The following is a 16718-nucleotide window of genomic DNA, read 5'->3' on the forward strand; positions in this document are numbered from 1 at the left end:
AATCGCCGCTACCAGGATTGAAAGTCATGCTGACCGGAGCGTCTTCGGGCATCGGCGAGATGGCGGCGCAACTGCTCGCCGATCAAGGCGCTGAGGTCATCATGGTCGCTCGCCGCCGGCCCGAGCTTGAAGCGCTGCAGGAGAAGATCGCCGGCACCGGAGGGGTGTCCCACTGGTATTGCGCCGACCTGTCTGACTCCGGTGCGCGCGAAGATCTCATCACACGAATCATCGCCGAGCACGGCACACCTGATGTGCTCGTCAACAACGCCGCCCGGTCGATTCGCCGCAGTATCGGTGACGCAGTGGGCCGCTTCCACGACTACGAGCGCACGATGGCGCTGAACTACTTTGGGCCGGTCCAACTCACGCTGGGGCTTCTGCCGGGTATGCGCGAGCGCGGATCTGGCCACATCGTCAACGTGTCCACCACGGCCGCACTCATCGGGCTCGCACCCAGATACTCCGCCTACGCCGCCTCAAAACGGGCGCTCGGCGTCTTCGGGCGGACCCTGTCTGCGGAGCTGGGCCGCGAAAACATCATGGTGACCACCCTGTACTACCCGCTCGTCCGAACACCAATGGCCGCGCCAACCCCGAAATATGCCAACAGGCCCTCACTTTCAGCCGCCGAAGCGGCGGAATGGATCGTGCACGCCATCCGCAAGCGCCCCGCACAAGTCTCACCGCGCGCCGCCCGAGGGCTCGGATTCGTCACCGCATTGGTCCCGGACGCAACGCTGGCACAGGCGATGGTGCGCGGAACCTAGCCCCACTGCCCACTCCTACAGACTCCTCACCACCCCGAACCCCTTGGAGGACAACCTTGACCACAATGAATCCCGCACCCGACCTAACCGGACAAACCGTCGTCATCACCGGGGCCAACGGAGGTCTCGGCGCGCAGATCGCCGCACTAGCCGCATCCCGCAACGCGCGGGTGATCCTGGCCTGCCGCAACATCGTCACCGCCCAGGCCGTTGCCGGTAAAATCGGCGGCAACACAGTTGTCGAGCGGCTCGACCTCTCGGACCTGGCGTCGGTACGAGCATTCGCCGAGCGCGTCGACGAACCCATCGACGTGCTCATCAACAACGCGGGCATCATGAACGTGCCGTACGGCGTCACCGCAGACGGATTCGAAAGCACCTTCGGGACAAATCATCTGGGCCACTTCGTACTAACTGGCCTACTGCTGGAACGCATTCGCGCGCGGGTGGTCACGGTGTCCAGCGTTGCCCATCTCGGAGCCACCCGCAGCAGTCTGGCGGACCCACTGTTCCGGAACCACCTGTACCGGCGCGCGATCGCCTACGCCAACTCCAAGGCCGCCAACCTGATGTTCGCCCGGGAACTGAACCGTCGACTGGTTTCCTCAGGCTCGCCGGTCATCTCGATCGCCGCGCATCCCGGGGTGGTTTCCACAGGCCTGTATGACCACAGTTCACTGGCGCTGTTACAGCGGCTGAAACCTCTGGTCACCGCCCTCGGCGGCACTCTGGCCGAAGGAATGGCGCCCATCGTTCACGCCGGGTTCGGCGACGGTGTGCGCGGCGGCGAATTCTACGGCCCACGTTTCGGATACCGAGGCAGGAAGGTCGTACATTCCGTGTCGAGCCGGCTTTCGCGCAACCATGAACAGGCGCAGCGACTCTGGACGTTCTCCGAGGAACTCTCCGGCATCCGCTACCCGCTGTCGGCACTCACCAAGAGCAACCAATCGTGAGATCCGCCTATCGGCGTGGCGCCGCCGGTAAAACCATTGCGATCACCGGCGCGGCTCGCGGGATCGGATTCGCCACCGCCAAGGCGTTAACGGACGCTCGTGCGAAGGTCGTCATCGGCGATATCGACTCCGATGCGGTCAACAAAGCCGCCGCCGATCTGGGCATCTCCGGAGTGCATCTCGATGTCACACAAAAGGACTCGTTCTCAGCATTTCTCGATCACGCCGAGGCCGAGAACGGGCCGCTGGACGTGCTGGTCAACAACGCAGGAATCATGCCGACCGGGCCCTTCCTCGACTACCGCGAGCAACTGATCCGGCGCACCATTGATATCGACCTGGTGGGCGTCATCCTCGGCACACAGCTGGCCGCAGAGCGCATGGTCGCACGCCGCAGTGGCCATATCGTCAATATCGCATCTATTGCGGGCCGTGTTCCCGCGCCCGGGCTAGCGATCTACAACGCCGCAAAGTTCGGCGCCATCGGCTTCAGCGAAGCCGTCAGCGCCGAACTAGAACCACACAATGTGTGCGTCTCCACGGTGCAGCCCAGTCACACCGCCACCGAACTCATCGACGGTTTGACAAGCCCAGGCGTCATGGTCGCGAGCCCTGAGCAGGTTGCCCGCACCATCATGAAAGTTATTCACACACAACAACTTCACGCATATCCCACAATTGGGTTGGGTGCCGTCTCTCTCATGGGTCCGGTACCAGGTCGCCTCAAGCGTCAACTCTTGAAGACTCGGCTGTACCGCAGCCTGTTCCTGGTTGCCGATACCGAAAAACGCAAAGACTACGACGCCCGCATCGCGCGGAGTTAAGGGCTCAGCGGCGTCTCCCAGGACCGTTGAGCAGAGGAAACTCATGCGACGGCGTCAGGAACGGACGCCGCTCCTCTTGACGCTGCGCCAGTGAACCGCCAATCCTGGCCAGCCGCACCGGCAGATCATTATCGGCCGGTCCTACGAGATTGGACATCAATCTGATGCCAGTCGACATCACACGGCGCGATTTCATGAGGTGCTGACCGACTCCGTTCATCGCCCACGGCTTGAAGAAGCCTCGCGCGAACCGTCGGGTCGCCGCGAACATCGGCCCATACTCGTAGTTCAACCTATGTGGCCACGTGACGCTATGGTCCGCCTCATCGAGATGTTCGACGGCAAATCGACCCGTCTCCAGCGCATAGTCGATACCCTCTCCGGTGAAGGGGTTTACACAACCGGCTGCGTCACCTAGCAACATCCAATTGCGCCCGGCGACATGAGACACCGCTCCACCCAGTGGCAACAGAGCAGACTTGACCTGCATGGGTGAGCCCAGCAGCCCGAACTCGTCGCGAACGCCAGCCACATACTTGTCCAACAGCGGCAACAAGCCTAAGTGCAGCTCGTGGTTCCTGGCCGAGTAGGCGATGACACCGACATTGACGAGCGGATCGGACCCAACGTCTATGTGACCGTTTCCCTGCGAGTGACCGAGCGGAAATATCCACCCGTATCCCGGCAACGTGGTCCCGTCCGGCATCTCTGGACCAAGATGCGCGACAAGCCAATCCGAAGGTCGGTCGGTGCGCATGAAGGCGCGCATCGCCGTACCATAGACGCTCTCACGGTGCCACTGGCGCCCCAACAAGGCCCCGAACTTCGACCGAACCCCGTCTGCGACGAGCACAGTGCGCACCGAAACTTTCACGGGGCGATCATCAACACCGTCAGATGCTGGCCGCAGCTCGACACCGGCCACCCGGTCTCCGTCGAAAGACACGGCGGTCGCGCGGTATCCGAACAAGGTGCGGGTGCCTGATTCCGCGGCCACTTGCACCAACCGACGATCGAGCTCTGTCCGGGTGATCACGCTTCCGTAGTTGGGGAAAGAACGACCATTCCAGGGCAGCGGATGATCCCGACCCCAACCGTGCACGTGCAGTCCCCTTGTCACCGGATGCTCGAGTACCCATTCGGATAGCCCCAGCAGGTTCAGCTCTGCGACCGCGCGAGGCGTCAGTCCGTCACCGCACGTCTTGTCCCGGGGGAACTGTGCCATGTCGACGAGCAGGACATCACGTCCGGCGCGGGCGGCCCAGGCGGCGGCCGAAGCACCTGATGGGCCCGCCCCGACCACCAACACATCCGCTTTCAACTCCTTGTCGACAGGTTCGGTACCCGCATTCACCCAAGACTCGTCCATGACATCCTTTCCCGGCAGGCGCACACGATGATACGCAGAACTGTAAACGTTCCTACCCCAACGGTTCGAGATTCGAGGATCGCAAACCGACAACATCTCGAAGAACACCGGATCTACATGCATTTTTGTCTCCACCAACCTTATGCATTTCCACCCGACTGCGGCCAATTATCTCGACTCGCCAATTAGGCTCGTGATATGTTCTTTCCAATCTGTTGCATCGGACGGCGGCCTGGGTGCTGCCGAGCACCCGGGAGGAGCGAGGCAGGCCACATGGGCGGTGTCGTACGCACGGTTTGGTCCGAAATTGCACGAGAGTGCCGCGGGCTGCAAGTTTTGAGATCAGCCGGTGCATTCCCCGCACCGCGGACTGTTCCCGCCATGATTTGGGAGGCAATCCAGAGCGGACCCGCCGCCGGGGGCGCCATACTGGGCCACCTGCACGGAGACCGACTGGCGATCATCGATCCCGAGGGCGCCCTGACCTACCGCGAGCTCGGGGCAAGCTGCTCAGCCGCGACCATCGGACTTCGCTCGATACTGCGCCCGGATGATCGCCCCGTCATCGCGATGATGACCCGGAACAGCCGTCACACTTTCATCGGCCTGGTGAGCGCGATCGGGGTCGGAGCCAAGGTGATCGCAATGAACACCGACATGAGCGGCAAGCAGATCGACGAGGTCTGCACCCGCGAGGGCGTGCAACTACTGATCCACGACGAGACCTTCAGTGAGCGCCTGCACGCACTTGATCCGCGTGTGACCCGACTGATCGCGGCGCGGAGCACTCCGGGTCGCCGAGACGACGACCTGGCTGCACTCATCGCTCTGGCGCCGGCGGGCCGCCCGAAACGCCCGAAACACATACCGCAGATGGTGATCCTCACTAGTGGAAGCACCGGTGCGCCAAAGGGAAGCAGCCGTACCGGTGGAAACGGCCAACGTCCGTCCGTAGCCGCCGGAGCCGGCTTCTTCGAGAAGATTCCGTTCCGCCCTGACGATGTCGTATTCCTCGCTCCGCCGGTCTATCACGGCTGGGGCGCGATTTGTGCCGGCTCAGCTCTGGCCCTCGGCGCGACCTTGGTACTCGAACCGAGCTTCGATGCCGCCAACGCTGTGGAGCTCATTGCGAAACATCGCTGTACCGCACTGATCATGGTGCCCACCATGATTCGCAGGCTGCTCGCCCTCGGGCATGAGGCACTGGCGCCAATCGATCACACGGCAATCCGCATCATCGGGTCCGGCGGCGCGCGGCTCGAAGGATCACTCGTGGAGGCGGTGCGTGAGGAGTTCGGTTCGGTCCTGCATAACCTGTATGGCGCTACGGAGGCCGCGTTCATCAGTATTGCCACCCCCCGCGACTTGATCGCCGATCCGGAGTCGGCCGGCTCACCACCGACCGGTGTGACCGTGAAGATCTATGCGGGCGCCACCGAGGCCGCCGTCGGTGAAGTTGGCGATATCTACGTCGGGAGCTTCATGACCTCACCCCAGTACACCGACGGTCGACGCAAGGAGACCAAGGGAAACCTGCTCAAGACCGGTGATACCGGTTACTTCAACGAATTTGGCCGGCTCTTCGTCATCGGACGCAGCGACGGGATGATCGTATCCGGAGGCGAAAACGTGTTTCCCGAGGAAGTCGAGGGCACACTGCTGGCGCACCCCGGTATCAAAGACGCCAAGGTAGTACCGGTGCCGGACGCGGACTTTGGCCAGCGACTCAAGGCGTACGTGGTGCTGGCCGGCGAACCCGGGCCCAGTCCAGAAGATATCAAAACCTATGTGTCACAGGAGTTGTCGCGGTCGCGGGTGCCACGAGACGTTGTCTACGTCGCCGACCTGAAACGCACGGGAACCGGAAAAGTCACCAAGTCCACACTCGACGAGCTCGATGATCGGCAGGCCGCAGCCGACCTGTCCACTCGCGAGGCGAAGGCGTAAGGAGAACGCATGATCGTGACTGAGCCAACCCTGACCATTCCGAACGACACAACCACGCCAAGCCTCGACGCCTTGTTGCAGGCACAGAAGGACGCCTTCCTGCGCGATGGTGCGCCCGACATCGCAACCCGCCGAGACCGCCTCGTACGACTGCAAGATGCACTGACCAGCCACGCGGAACAACTGGCCACCGCGATCGACGCAGACTTCGGCACTAGGTCCCGGGCAATGTCGTTGGCGGGCGATGTGATGTATACCGTCGGCGAAATCGCCGAGCTGCGTGCATTTCTACCGAAATGGGTAAAGGCCGAGACACCGCATTCCCTGCGACGTGCGATAGGCCTCTCTCAGGAGATCAGATCCACTCCCTTGGGTGTTGTTGGAGTCGCCGGACCATGGAACTTCCCTGTCCAGCTGTCCATGGTGCCTGCCGCGGGCGCCATTGCCGCCGGTAACCGCGTGATGATTCGCCCGTCATCGGTCACGCGCCGCACCGGCGAGGTGTTGGCCGAGGCGGTCGCCAAGTACTTCGATCCCACCGAAGTGTGCGTAATCACCGCCGAATACGGCCCGGGATCGGCGTTTTCGAGGCTGCCATTTGATTCGTTCTTCTTTACCGGCTCACCAGAAATCGGGCGCGAAGTGGCTCGGGACTGCGCCGCTAACCTGGTGCCGGTCGCGCTCGAGTTGGGCGGCAAGAACCCCGTAGTCGTGGATGCTGACGCCAATATTGGCCGCGTGGCCCGTCGCATCGCCGCCGCCAAACTTGTGAACAGTGGACAAGTGTGCCTGAGTCCGGACTATGTATTCGTCCCGACCAAGCTGCTCCCGGATTTCGTCGCGCGTGTCCTGGAGGCCTGGCAGCACGCATGCCCGCAGATCCTCGAGAATCGGGACTACACATCAATCATCAACGATGCGAACTACAGCCGGATTGTCTGCCATATCGAGGATGCCCGCGAGCTCGGCGCGACGGTTCACCAGTGCATCCCGCAACGCGAGAATCTTCCCGATCGGGAATCGAGGAAGATTCCCCCCACCATGATCACCGGCTTGGCGCCCGGTATGACAATCGAGGAAGACGAGATATTCGGCCCCGTCTTATCGCTCTATACCTACGACAATATCGACGACGTCATCACCTTCATCAACGACCGCCCCTGTCCGCTGACAATGTATTGGTACGGGCCCGATAATGAACGCAAGCAGGCGTTGATTGACCGCACCCGGAGCGGTTCGGTCAACTCCAATGAGTTCATGCTGCACATGATGCCGACTGCGGACATGCCATTCGGCGGGGTGGGAAACAGCGGGTACGGCTACTACCACGGCAAGTACAGCATCCAGACCTTCTCGCACGCCCGTGCGCTAGTCACATACCGCGGCCCGATCTCCTTCAGTCCTCTCATGACACCACGGATGATGGCCAAGTCAACCCGGCTGTTCTCCGGCCTGCTGCGACTCATACGCCAATAGCGTTAGGGCCATGAGATTCTCGCGGACGAAACACCCTACGAAACAAAACTTGATACCCGTCAAGTTCTGTGGCGAAGATGATCTAGAGCACATCGACGTGCTCGCTGCAAGCGAAGGAGCCGTGCCCCATGGCGACGATCAATAGCACCGACTACCTCATCGACCAGGCCAAACGCCGTCTCCCGACCATGAACACCCTTCCAGGGATGGGATATCTCGAGGAGTACCTCAACAACCGCGAATGGCAGATGAGCGAGCTGGCCACGCCACCACCCGGCAGCGGGTTGAAGCCGGTGATGGGCGACCGGGGCCTGCCGCTAGTCGGGCACATGATCGAGATGTTCCGCGGAGGCGTCGACTGGGTGCTCAACATGTATCAGGAGCGCGGCCCTGTCAGCTGGTCACAGACCCCCATTGGGAAGGTTGTCACCGCACTGGGCCCCGATGCCACCCAAGCGGTGTTCTCCAATGCGAACAAGGATTTTTCGCAGCAGGGATGGGTTCCGGTCATTGGCCCCTTCTTCAACCGCGGACTGATGCTGCTGGATTTCCAAGAGCATCGCGAACACCGCCTGATCATGCAGCAGGCGTTCCTGCGCAGCCGTCTGGCCGGATATGTGGAGCAGATCGATTCTGTCGCCACCGATATCGTCGCCGACTGGCCGACCAACGACAGCCAATTCCTGTTCTATCCAGCCATCAAGGAACTAACCCTGGACGTGGCCTCGGTGGTGTTCATGGGCAATGAGCCACACGCGCAACATGACCGACTCGAGAGGGTCAACAAGGCATTCGTCGCGACCACCCGCGCCGGTGGCGCCATCTTCCGGTTCACCCTGCCTCCCTTCAAGTGGTGGCAGGGACTCCAGGGCCGCAAGCTGCTCGAAGAGTACTTCGTCGAGCGAGTTGGCATTGCGCGCCACAAGGATTCGGGTGCAGACATGCTAACGGCGCTGTGCCACGCGGAAACCGACGACGGCTACGCCTTCACCGATACCGATATCGTCAACCACATGATCTTCCTGATGATGGCCGCGCACGATACGACGACGTCGACCACCACCACGATGGCCTACTACCTGGCCGCCAATCCCGAATGGCAAGAACGGGTTCGGGACGAGTCGGATCGCCTCGGCGACGGCCCGCTGGACATCGACGCACTGGAGAAGCTGGAAAGCCTCGACCTGGTGATGAACGAGGCGTTACGCCTCGTGACCCCGCTGCCGGTCAACATCCGGTCCACGGTGCGCGACACCGATCTGCTCGGGTTCCACGTGCCCGCCAACACCATGATCAACACCTGGCCGGGCATGAACCACCGCCTACCCGAATTGTGGACGGACCCAGACAAGTTCGACCCCGCCCGGTTCGCCGAGCCGCGCAACGAACACAAGCGGCATCGGTATGCGTTTGCGCCGTTCGGTGGCGGCGCGCACAAGTGCATCGGCATGGTATTTGGGCAACTGGAGATCAAGGCGATCATGCACCGGCTGCTGCGCCGCTACCGCCTTGAATTGGCGCACCCCAACTACGAGGCCAAGTGGGACTGCGGCGGGATGCCAGTGCCGATGGACGGCATGCCAATCGTCCTGCGCCCGCTGCGCTAACTATTCCTTCCGCGAGCAGGCTGGCGCAGCCGGTGACGGCCTTGAGCGACGACGTGGCGGGATCATGTGCGCGACCCATGGCCGCCACGATGATGGTCGACGGCGAAAGCTGCGATGTCTCCAATGGCGCTCAGCGGGGTGTCCGGTACATCACGCCGAGTGGACGCGCGCAGTAGTGCAGTGAGCCCACGAGCAATCATGAACTCAAATCATGAATATGTCTTATACGCCACAAGAAGTCACATATCGAGCTATATTTTCCGAGACGTATGTCGAATATTGTCCGGTGTTGAACTTCTGGAGGACTCCCGTGGCAGCTGATACCTCGGTACGCGATAGCGCGGTCGCCGGATCGGATAACGAGAACGAGGATGGGGCCATCACCGGAGAGGCGATCTCCGCGGACAGTGGCGAACTGGGGGAGCCGCGCGGGCAACTGACATTCTCTGTGCGACGGGACATCGTGGTGATGTCGGTGCTGCTCGCGCTCTCCCTGGCGGGCAGCGCCTGGCTGGGCTGGCTATGGCAGCAAAGCGCACGTTCGGAGCATGCTGCGAAGTCCGAGCTTGCTCTCGTGCAGGACGCCGCGGCTTCCCGCCGCCATGCCGAGGAGGTTGCCCTGAATTACTCCATGGGCGCCGCTCAGATGGACTACAAGAACATCCAGGGCTGGTCCAAGCAGCTGGCCGTCAACACCTCACCGGAGCTGGCCAAGAAGCTCAGGGACGCTGCAACATCCATGGAGCAGATCATCGTTCCGCTCCAGTGGACGTCCATCCCCACGCCCATAACCGCCACCACCCGCTCGGAACATGACGGCGTCTTCGTGGTCAATTGCTTCGTCAGTGTGATGACCAAGAACATTCAAGCTCCCGACGGTATTCAGTCGACAGCGACGTACACCGTCACCGTGAACAAAAACGACAACTGGAAGATCACGGAAGTCGGCGGCGTCGATTCGGCGCTACGCGCCGGAAACTAAGAATGCTCCGGTTGCGTACGAGGCGGTGTGATCCGCGAGGAGCGGTGGCTGTGGTCCTGGCGCTTGTCGGTATGGGCGCTGTAGTCCAGCGTCCGATCGTTGCAGACCCCTCGGCGTACACCGGTGGTACGGCCGCGACAATCGTCCGGATTGCCAGCACCGATGCGCCACTGCCGCTTCCCCTCGACGGTGCGGGCAGGATCAATGACGCCAAGGGCCGGTTCAGTTTCGCCCCCCTGCCCGGGTGGACACGCTCGGGTGGCGAGCATTTGACGTATGGCACCACGCTGCTGACCAACCCCGCGGCTCCAGATGCTGTGATGCTCTTGGGCCCAATGGATCTGAAGCTCTTCGCCGGGACGTATCCGTCGTACCCGAACAACCGGAAATCGGCGATCCGGTTGGCCTCCGACATGGGCGCGTTCTTGATGCCGTTTCCCGGCGACCGACTCAATTCCGATGATCAGGTATTCGATGTCGACGGCGCGCCCGCGGCCACCGCATACTACGAAACGAAATATGATGACCCCCAACGGGAAAACGGACAACTGTGGGTGGCGGTTGTGGGACACGACGTCAACCGCTTCTTTGCGTTGTGGCGTGGCACCGCATCCTCGCCGATCGACCGCGCCGCCGCACAGCAGCTGGCCGAATCAATCCGGCCGTATTAGCGGGCGTGCCCGCCCCGCGACCTAGCGACTCTGAACCACGTGCACAGTGAACGCACCGGGCGTCGAGATCGAGCCGATGGCGCTATCAAGCAACCGGCTCGTGTCGAAGGTCGTCAACGCCGCCGCCGTGGCCTGCAGTGGCGGTAACAACGGTTCGGTCAGGTTATAGAGGTCGGGACCGATATCCACCACGAGCTGACGCAATCGTCCGAGCACTTGCCCGGCACCATTTTTGATGTCATCGGGGTACTTGCCGGTTTGATACAGCAGGACGATCGCGCCTTCCACGACGGATTGCAGGTTGCCGAAGAAGTTCGGCCCTACTCGCTGGAAATCCTTGAGGGACGGTGCGACGACATCGCGCTTGTCCAACAGGTTCTGGGTGAGGACCAGCACATCGCGCAGGTCCTCCTTGCGGGCGGTGACAAGGGTCCGGAAATTGCGGCCGGCATTGCCCAACACGGGAGCCGCCGAATCATTGGAGAGCGCCGTATTGAGCTCATCGACGATCCCACGGACGAGGTCCGGGTTCAGCCCACCGAGAAGCTGTGTCAGCGCAACCGCTGCCTCGCCGATAGTCCCGGCGACAGTCCCCGGCTCTGCGGTCAGATGCTGCCCGTCAACCAAGAACGACCCGCCGTCAGCGGCAGGTTTGATAGACAGATAGGTCTCGCCGAGCGCGGAGAGGTTCTCGATCCGGAACTCACTATCGACAGGTACCCGGACGGTGGCCGGGTACTCGAACCCGACCGCGACACCCTGAACATCTGGGTCGACGGCGGTGACCTTGCCAATGGGCACACCGCGCAATAGCACACGCGAACGCGGGACTAGCCCCGCGGAATCGCGCACCTGCAGGGTGACACGCTGCAGGCCGTCATCGGAGGTGAACCAGGGAACTCCCTGCTGTCCGATAAGCACAGCCGACACCACCAGCAACGCGAGCAGGGCGCAGATCGAAACGACATTGCGGATCACCGCAGAGCTCCGAGTTTTGCCAGTATCTGCCTGGTGTCGGCGGTGCGGTTGACGCCATCGGGGGTGGCGACCTCGGCGATCTCCACCCGCGGGTCCAACAGGAACGGCAGCAGGGTCTGGTTGGTGAAGGTGTCGATCGTGGATCCCCCACCGGGTGGGCCAGTCTGCTCGAGCGCCGTCGACACCGAGTCCAGCAGCGGTATCAGCCAGGCTCCCCTGCCGAAGATGTCGCCCAATGCGGAGAGCACACCGATCACGCTGGCAATGCCAGCCCAGATTTTGGTCCAGAAGTCCACTGAATCCGCAGTCAGGAAGTCGTCGAGGACCCCGGCCTGATTCTTCAGACTGGCAGCTAGCTCACCCAGCGTGTCGATACTGCGATCAACCTCGGCACTGTTGCTCGCCAAACTGCGCAGATCGCGGGCGACGGTCGCCGCAACCTTGCGTGTCTGGTCGGTGGTCGGTGGCATCGCGGCGTTGACGGTGTGCAGCATCCCTCCCAAACGTTGGATGGAGCCACTGCCGATGAACGAGGAGAGGCTGGTCATCATGTCCTCGATCGAGGCGGGCGGGCGGGTACGGCCTACGGGGATCCGCGCGCCGTCCGTCAGCGATGGACCCGTATCTACACCGGCGGGTCTGCCAAGGCTCACGTAGCAATCGCCCAGCACGGTGTCCTGCACGATGGCCGCAGTGCTGGCTGCAGGTATCCGTGCCTGCGAATCCAGATTCGCTGCGACGGCGACCACACCGCCTTCCAGAGCGACCGATCGCACCGATCCAACATTGTCACCTTCGTAGGTGACCTTTGCCCCCGCAGGTAGATTCAGGGCACTGCTGAACTCAAGCACCACCCGTACCGTCGGCGGCCCGCCAAAGGTCGGCGGCTGCATCCTGACCGGATTGAGCCCACAGCCGGAGACTGTGGTCGCCACCAGAACAACCCACACCAGCGGACTACGCTGCCGAATCCACATCATGGGTTCTTGACTCCCCCATTGAGAACGAGTTGAAGCAGATCTACCGAAGTCACACCATCGGGGACTCCATAAAAGAACCCACAGTGGTCCTTAGCCTGCGGGTCCAAATTGGTGCGCGAGCACACCGTGCCGTTATCCGACGGGCCGGCCTCGACCCTGGGCGACGCAATCGGTATCTCACGGGTGCGCACCCGCGCCCAGAAATTGCGTATCCCGTCCAGGATGTTCGGCAACGTTCCGGCGTACATCACGATGACGCCGGTGTGCTCGGAGAGCAGTCGAACGGTCGCAGTGGCTGTATCGAATGTGTTCCAGACGATGTCGTGGAGATGGGTCGCCATGTCCAGAAGGGTCTGGATGATGGGATCCAGTCGCGGACCGATCAAGCTGGCGACGGCCTGAAAAAGACCTAGGGACAACGAATCCAGCCCCGATGGAGCTAGGCGCAGCAAGGACTCCAGCTCGGTCCAGTTCGCAGTGATACCCCTCATGCTCGTTGCGATATCCCGGATCAGCTGATCGGCGTCCAGAGCGCTGGGGTCACTCACCGCGCCGGCGAGGTCTGTCAGAGCGTCACGCATGCCGGCTCCGGTGCCCTTGAGCTGCGCGGCGAAGACGGTGACCAGCCGGTCCACTGCCCTGCCGCGACCGGCGTCGGAGATCTGTCTGACCAGATCGGTGATTGCGGCGATGCTTTCGGTGATGCTCTTAGCAGTGGTGGTGCGCTGCATGGGAATGCACACTCCCGGCGCCAACCCCCCGGGTGCGCGACCGCCGGTGAGTTCCAGCGTGCGATCGGCCAGGATGGTCGGGGCCCGAGTAATCGCCGCGACGTCACCCGGAACCGACATGCCTCGGTCGAGTGCGAACGTGACCCGGACCGAGGTCGCCGAGGCCTCGACACGTTCGACCTGTCCGATGGGAACGCCCATCCGCGACACCGCATTGCCTGGATACAACCCGATCGAGTCACTGAGCACGGCGCAGTAGCCACTCGATTCCCGTGTGCGTGAGACGGCCTGCTCGGCGTGCTCGGCCACCGAACACGAACTGCCCGCCGCCGCAGCGACAACCACGAACAAGGCGAACCGCCTGACGGTGACGGCACGGCTCAGCATGTGCGCCCCGAGATCGGCACACACATGTCGGTCGCTAACACCGGAAGTTCCGGCACCAGCCGCAATCCGCCTGGCGATACGGCTCCGCGCACGTTGTTGACGAAATTTCCCAAGTTCCCGATGATCCTCGGGATATCGGTATTGATGACATTGAGCGCGTTATTCACCCGTTTCAAACTGTCCAACAGCCAATCGCGGTGGGCCCCATAGAAGTCGGTTGCAATAATCAGGTTGTCGAAAAGCTTCCTGAGGCCCATGCCCGCCGCCGCGATACCGAGCTTGTAGGTGTCCAAGGTCGAAACGAGGATCGAAGCCTGACGCACCAGCGCCACCAGTACCGGACCGTTGGCGATACTGGCATGTAGCAATTCAGAACTCGCGTCGAGAATCGAGCGCAGCTGGTCTTGCTGGTGATTGACGACCTGCGCGACACTCTTGACGCCGTCGACAATCGTGCCCACCGATCCCGGGTTCGTCTCCAGCGCGCCGGCCAAGCTGTCGAGGTTTGCGCCAAGCTGATGAGCGTCGACCCGACGTGCCGTCGTCGCACTATCGGCCAGGAGGTCCGTCAGGCTGTACGGAGCATGGGTGCGCTCGACAGGAATCATCTTGCCTCCCAACGGAACCGACCCGCTCGAGCTGAGGTTGATGTAATAGCCCCCGACGGCAGTGAGCATCCGCACATCCACTGAAGTTTGGTCACCCAGGTAGATCCCGTCATCGACGCTCAGATCGACGCGCACAGCGTCGGTCCCCAGACGCACGGTCTCGACCGTTCCAGCGGGCACTCCCGCTACTCGCACCTCAGTTCCTGCCTTGATAGCGGCGGCATCGGCGATCAGAAATGACACCGCGCGGCGCGCCGGCGGCTGCAGATAGAAGTAGCCGACACCGGCAGCCACCACGGCGGCGACAACATAGATTGCGAGCCCCACCGTGAGCTGGCGAGCGCGCGCGCCCTCCGGGCTGTGTTTGTCGGCAACCAGGCGCCTCACGGATTTGGCTAGCGATTGCATAACACGACCTGTTCATCGCCGAGAAAGACTTTCACCATCGGGGGGAGGGCCAGCTGGCCGTTGGTGCAATTCAGATCCGAACCGGGGTTCTTCAGCATTGGCTGCAACCCGCTGTACGCACCCGGCATCCGCTCGAAGAACTCAGGTATTCGATACAGGTTGGCCCGCAACACATCGAATCTCTGATCGAGCACGGCCCCCTTGCGTAGTCCCAGCAACCACAACAATCGGTTCAGCGCAGTCAGGAAGGTTGGGCCGTACTCTCCGAGCAGCCCGAACTGGGACACCGCTGGCATAAGCTTTTGTGTCAAGGTTTCCAAAAGGGCGAGGTTCTTCATCGCCGCCGCCGATCTGCCCTGCAACTGGCGGGCAAATACCGCAATGTTGTCGACTAGGGCGCTAATGACTTGTTGCTTGCCACCAACCGTCGCCGCGAGCGAGCGGATGCTGTCCAACAGATCAGCGGCCCCAGCCCCGTCGCCGTCGAGGAAGATGGCGAGCTTCTCGGTGAGCGCGTTGATATCGGCAGGGTCGGCGGTGCGCAGGATCGGCGCGAGTCCCTGGAAGATAGTCGTGATATCGAACGACCCGACCGTCTGCCGAAGCGGAATCCGCATTATTGCGGGTCCAGGCACTCCTGACTCGTCGCGGATATCGATGTAGCGAGCCCCGGTGAGATTCTGAAACTTCACACTCAGCCGTGTCGCAGTGGTCACCAGCTGCTCGCGGGACAGATCCAACCCCACCTCGGCGACGTTGCCGTCCCCGGAACGAGACACAGCGATCGACGTCACCTTGCCCACCTGAACGCCCTGCCTACGGACGTCTGCGCCGACCCGGAGGCCAGAGACATCACTGAACAATGCTTGGTAGGCGCTCGTGCGTGTCGCCACCGGATTGCGTAGCCCGTTGACCACCACCACATAAATGAATGTCGTGAGAACGGCAGTCACCAGCAGGTAGATGAGCGCGCGTCGGGTCGCCGTCATCGCGTTCCATTCCCATCCAGATCAGCGGGCTGCGGCATGGCGGACTGCAACACCGGCAGCGGCTCCAACAGCAGTCGGAGTTTCACCGACTGCTTGCCGTCGGGGCCGTTGTACGTCTCACTGAGGCCGGCAAGCGCCTTGTCCAATCGAAGGGAACCGCGAGAACGCTGCACCAAGGTGGTAACCGCGTCGGCGAAGGACCGGACGATCTCGGTGGCGGGTGTCAGTTCAGTTCGATGTGTGGCGAGGATGTCACCCAGCGGCCCAAACAATCCGACGTTGATCTGATCGAGGGAGTCCAGCGTGACTCCGATATCCGCGACGGGATACTCATATCCCTTGAGGTACCGGAACTTGTGCGCAAACGAGAGACTCAAGTCCACCAGAGAAGGCAGCGGCTCGATGATGTCGTTGAATCTTGCGAGGAGATCGGCCGAGTCGCCCCGCTGAGTTTCGGCGACGAGGCTGGTGAGCACCAGCCCGGTTTCGATGAGCGGCGCCAATGCGGCGGTGTATTCGGTGGCACGACGGATGTACTGGACGAGCTCATCGGTGAGCACCCCCGTCACCACCGCGATGCCGCTGTTGAGCAGCTGCGACATGGTGGCGTTGATATCGGGCGCACGACTGACGTGCTGCCCGTCGGTCAATGGGCGCCCGCCCTCGCGCGGCGTGATACTCAGCGCGGATACGCCGAAGGTGTTCTGAGGCCTGAAGTCGAATCCAAACGAGTCGGTTAGCCCGTGAATCTGGTTCCGGTCCAAACGGATACGCATCTCCACCAGATCATGCCGGTTGTCCATCGCGGCGACCGAACCAACCGACACCCCGTGCAGCATCACGGCGGAGCCGATATTGATGCCCTGCCCGACGGTCGGCGTGGACAGCACCACATCGATGGCTCCCGACGGCCGCTCGACCGGTCTGGCCGCGAACCCAGCCGCCACCACCGCGATGACCAACGCGAGCCCAGCGCCAAAGCGCACCAAGGTCCGGCGCTGTTGCGCATCGGTGCCGCGTACCAATTCGGACATG

At 62.3% G+C, this 16718-nt stretch carries 16 protein-coding genes; 9 read left to right on the forward strand and 7 right to left on the reverse strand.

Annotation, left to right across the window (positions count from 1 at the left end):
• Positions 1-26: 26 nt before the first annotated feature.
• The 3 genes from FZI91_RS04355 to FZI91_RS04365 all read left to right on the forward strand — a co-directional run bounded on the left by FZI91_RS04355 (position 27) and on the right by FZI91_RS04365 (position 2550).
• Positions 27-770 carry an SDR family NAD(P)-dependent oxidoreductase gene (locus FZI91_RS04355; protein ID WP_239001953.1) on the forward strand — a complete coding sequence of 248 codons (744 nt, stop codon included), beginning with the start codon at positions 27-29 and terminating at the stop codon, positions 768-770.
• Positions 771-835: 65 nt separating this feature from the next.
• Positions 836-1726 (forward strand): SDR family NAD(P)-dependent oxidoreductase, encoded by an 891-nt coding sequence (locus FZI91_RS04360; protein ID WP_155937428.1) that lies wholly within the window; start codon positions 836-838, stop codon positions 1724-1726.
• Entirely contained in the window at positions 1723-2550 is an 828-nt protein-coding gene (locus tag FZI91_RS04365; protein WP_309224209.1) for an SDR family oxidoreductase, read from the forward strand. The genes FZI91_RS04360 and FZI91_RS04365 overlap by 4 nt, the downstream gene beginning before the upstream one ends.
• A 4-nt stretch (positions 2551-2554) precedes the next feature.
• Here FZI91_RS04365 and FZI91_RS04370 read toward each other — a convergent pair whose 3' ends face one another.
• A complete protein-coding gene (locus FZI91_RS04370; protein ID WP_155937830.1) occupies positions 2555-3919 on the reverse strand; it encodes a geranylgeranyl reductase family protein in 1365 nt (454 codons plus the stop codon).
• Between the two features lie 381 nt (positions 3920-4300).
• Between FZI91_RS04370 and FZI91_RS04375 the strand changes: the two genes are divergently transcribed.
• From FZI91_RS04375 to FZI91_RS04395, 6 genes are all read left to right on the forward strand, one after another.
• On the forward strand, positions 4301-5866 hold the full coding sequence (locus tag FZI91_RS04375; protein WP_239001952.1) for an AMP-binding protein: 1566 nt from the start codon (positions 4301-4303) through the stop codon (positions 5864-5866).
• A 9-nt stretch (positions 5867-5875) separates the two neighbouring features.
• Complete coding sequence (locus FZI91_RS04380) at positions 5876-7342, forward strand: aldehyde dehydrogenase family protein (protein ID WP_155937432.1); 1467 nt, start codon at positions 5876-5878, stop codon at positions 7340-7342.
• Between the two features lie 128 nt (positions 7343-7470).
• Positions 7471-8949: a cytochrome P450 gene (locus tag FZI91_RS04385; RefSeq protein WP_155937434.1), complete on the forward strand. Its 1479-nt coding sequence runs from the start codon at positions 7471-7473 to the stop codon at positions 8947-8949.
• A gap of 32 nt (positions 8950-8981) precedes the next feature.
• Positions 8982-9125 carry a hypothetical protein gene (locus tag FZI91_RS23635; RefSeq protein ID WP_162526713.1) on the forward strand — a complete coding sequence of 48 codons (144 nt, stop codon included), beginning with the start codon at positions 8982-8984 and terminating at the stop codon, positions 9123-9125.
• Positions 9126-9259: 134 nt separating this feature from the next.
• The gene (locus tag FZI91_RS04390) at positions 9260-9931 is read left to right on the forward strand and encodes a hypothetical protein (RefSeq protein ID WP_155937436.1); all 672 of its coding nucleotides are present in this window, start codon (positions 9260-9262) and stop codon (positions 9929-9931) included.
• A gap of 44 nt (positions 9932-9975) precedes the next feature.
• Positions 9976-10602: an APA family fibronectin-binding glycoprotein gene (locus FZI91_RS04395; protein WP_162526712.1), complete on the forward strand. Its 627-nt coding sequence runs from the start codon at positions 9976-9978 to the stop codon at positions 10600-10602.
• Between the two features lie 21 nt (positions 10603-10623).
• Here the strand turns inward: FZI91_RS04395 and FZI91_RS04400 are convergent, their stop codons facing one another.
• Genes FZI91_RS04400 through FZI91_RS04425 form a run of 6 tightly spaced genes read right to left on the reverse strand, consistent with a single transcriptional unit; the run spans position 10624 to position 16717 of the window.
• The gene (locus FZI91_RS04400; protein WP_162526711.1) at positions 10624-11580 is read right to left on the reverse strand and encodes an MlaD family protein; all 957 of its coding nucleotides are present in this window, start codon (positions 11578-11580) and stop codon (positions 10624-10626) included.
• Entirely contained in the window at positions 11577-12557 is a 981-nt protein-coding gene (locus FZI91_RS04405; protein WP_162526710.1) for an MlaD family protein, read from the reverse strand. The genes FZI91_RS04400 and FZI91_RS04405 overlap by 4 nt, the downstream gene beginning before the upstream one ends.
• Positions 12557-13702, reverse strand: a complete 1146-nt coding sequence (locus FZI91_RS04410) for an MlaD family protein (RefSeq protein ID WP_155937444.1) — start codon at positions 13700-13702, stop codon at positions 12557-12559. The genes FZI91_RS04405 and FZI91_RS04410 overlap by 1 nt, the downstream gene beginning before the upstream one ends.
• Positions 13672-14673: an MlaD family protein gene (locus FZI91_RS04415; protein ID WP_162526709.1), complete on the reverse strand. Its 1002-nt coding sequence runs from the start codon at positions 14671-14673 to the stop codon at positions 13672-13674. Before FZI91_RS04415 ends, FZI91_RS04410 begins: the two co-directional genes overlap by 31 nt.
• An 8-nt stretch (positions 14674-14681) precedes the next feature.
• Complete coding sequence (locus FZI91_RS04420; protein WP_155937448.1) at positions 14682-15683, reverse strand: MlaD family protein; 1002 nt, start codon at positions 15681-15683, stop codon at positions 14682-14684.
• On the reverse strand, positions 15680-16717 hold the full coding sequence (locus FZI91_RS04425; protein ID WP_155937450.1) for an MlaD family protein: 1038 nt from the start codon (positions 16715-16717) through the stop codon (positions 15680-15682). Before FZI91_RS04425 ends, FZI91_RS04420 begins: the two co-directional genes overlap by 4 nt.
• Position 16718 lies beyond the last annotated feature (1 nt).

This window comes from Mycobacteroides sp. CBMA 271 (assembly GCF_009729205.1).
Taxonomy (GTDB): domain Bacteria; phylum Actinomycetota; class Actinomycetes; order Mycobacteriales; family Mycobacteriaceae; genus Mycobacterium.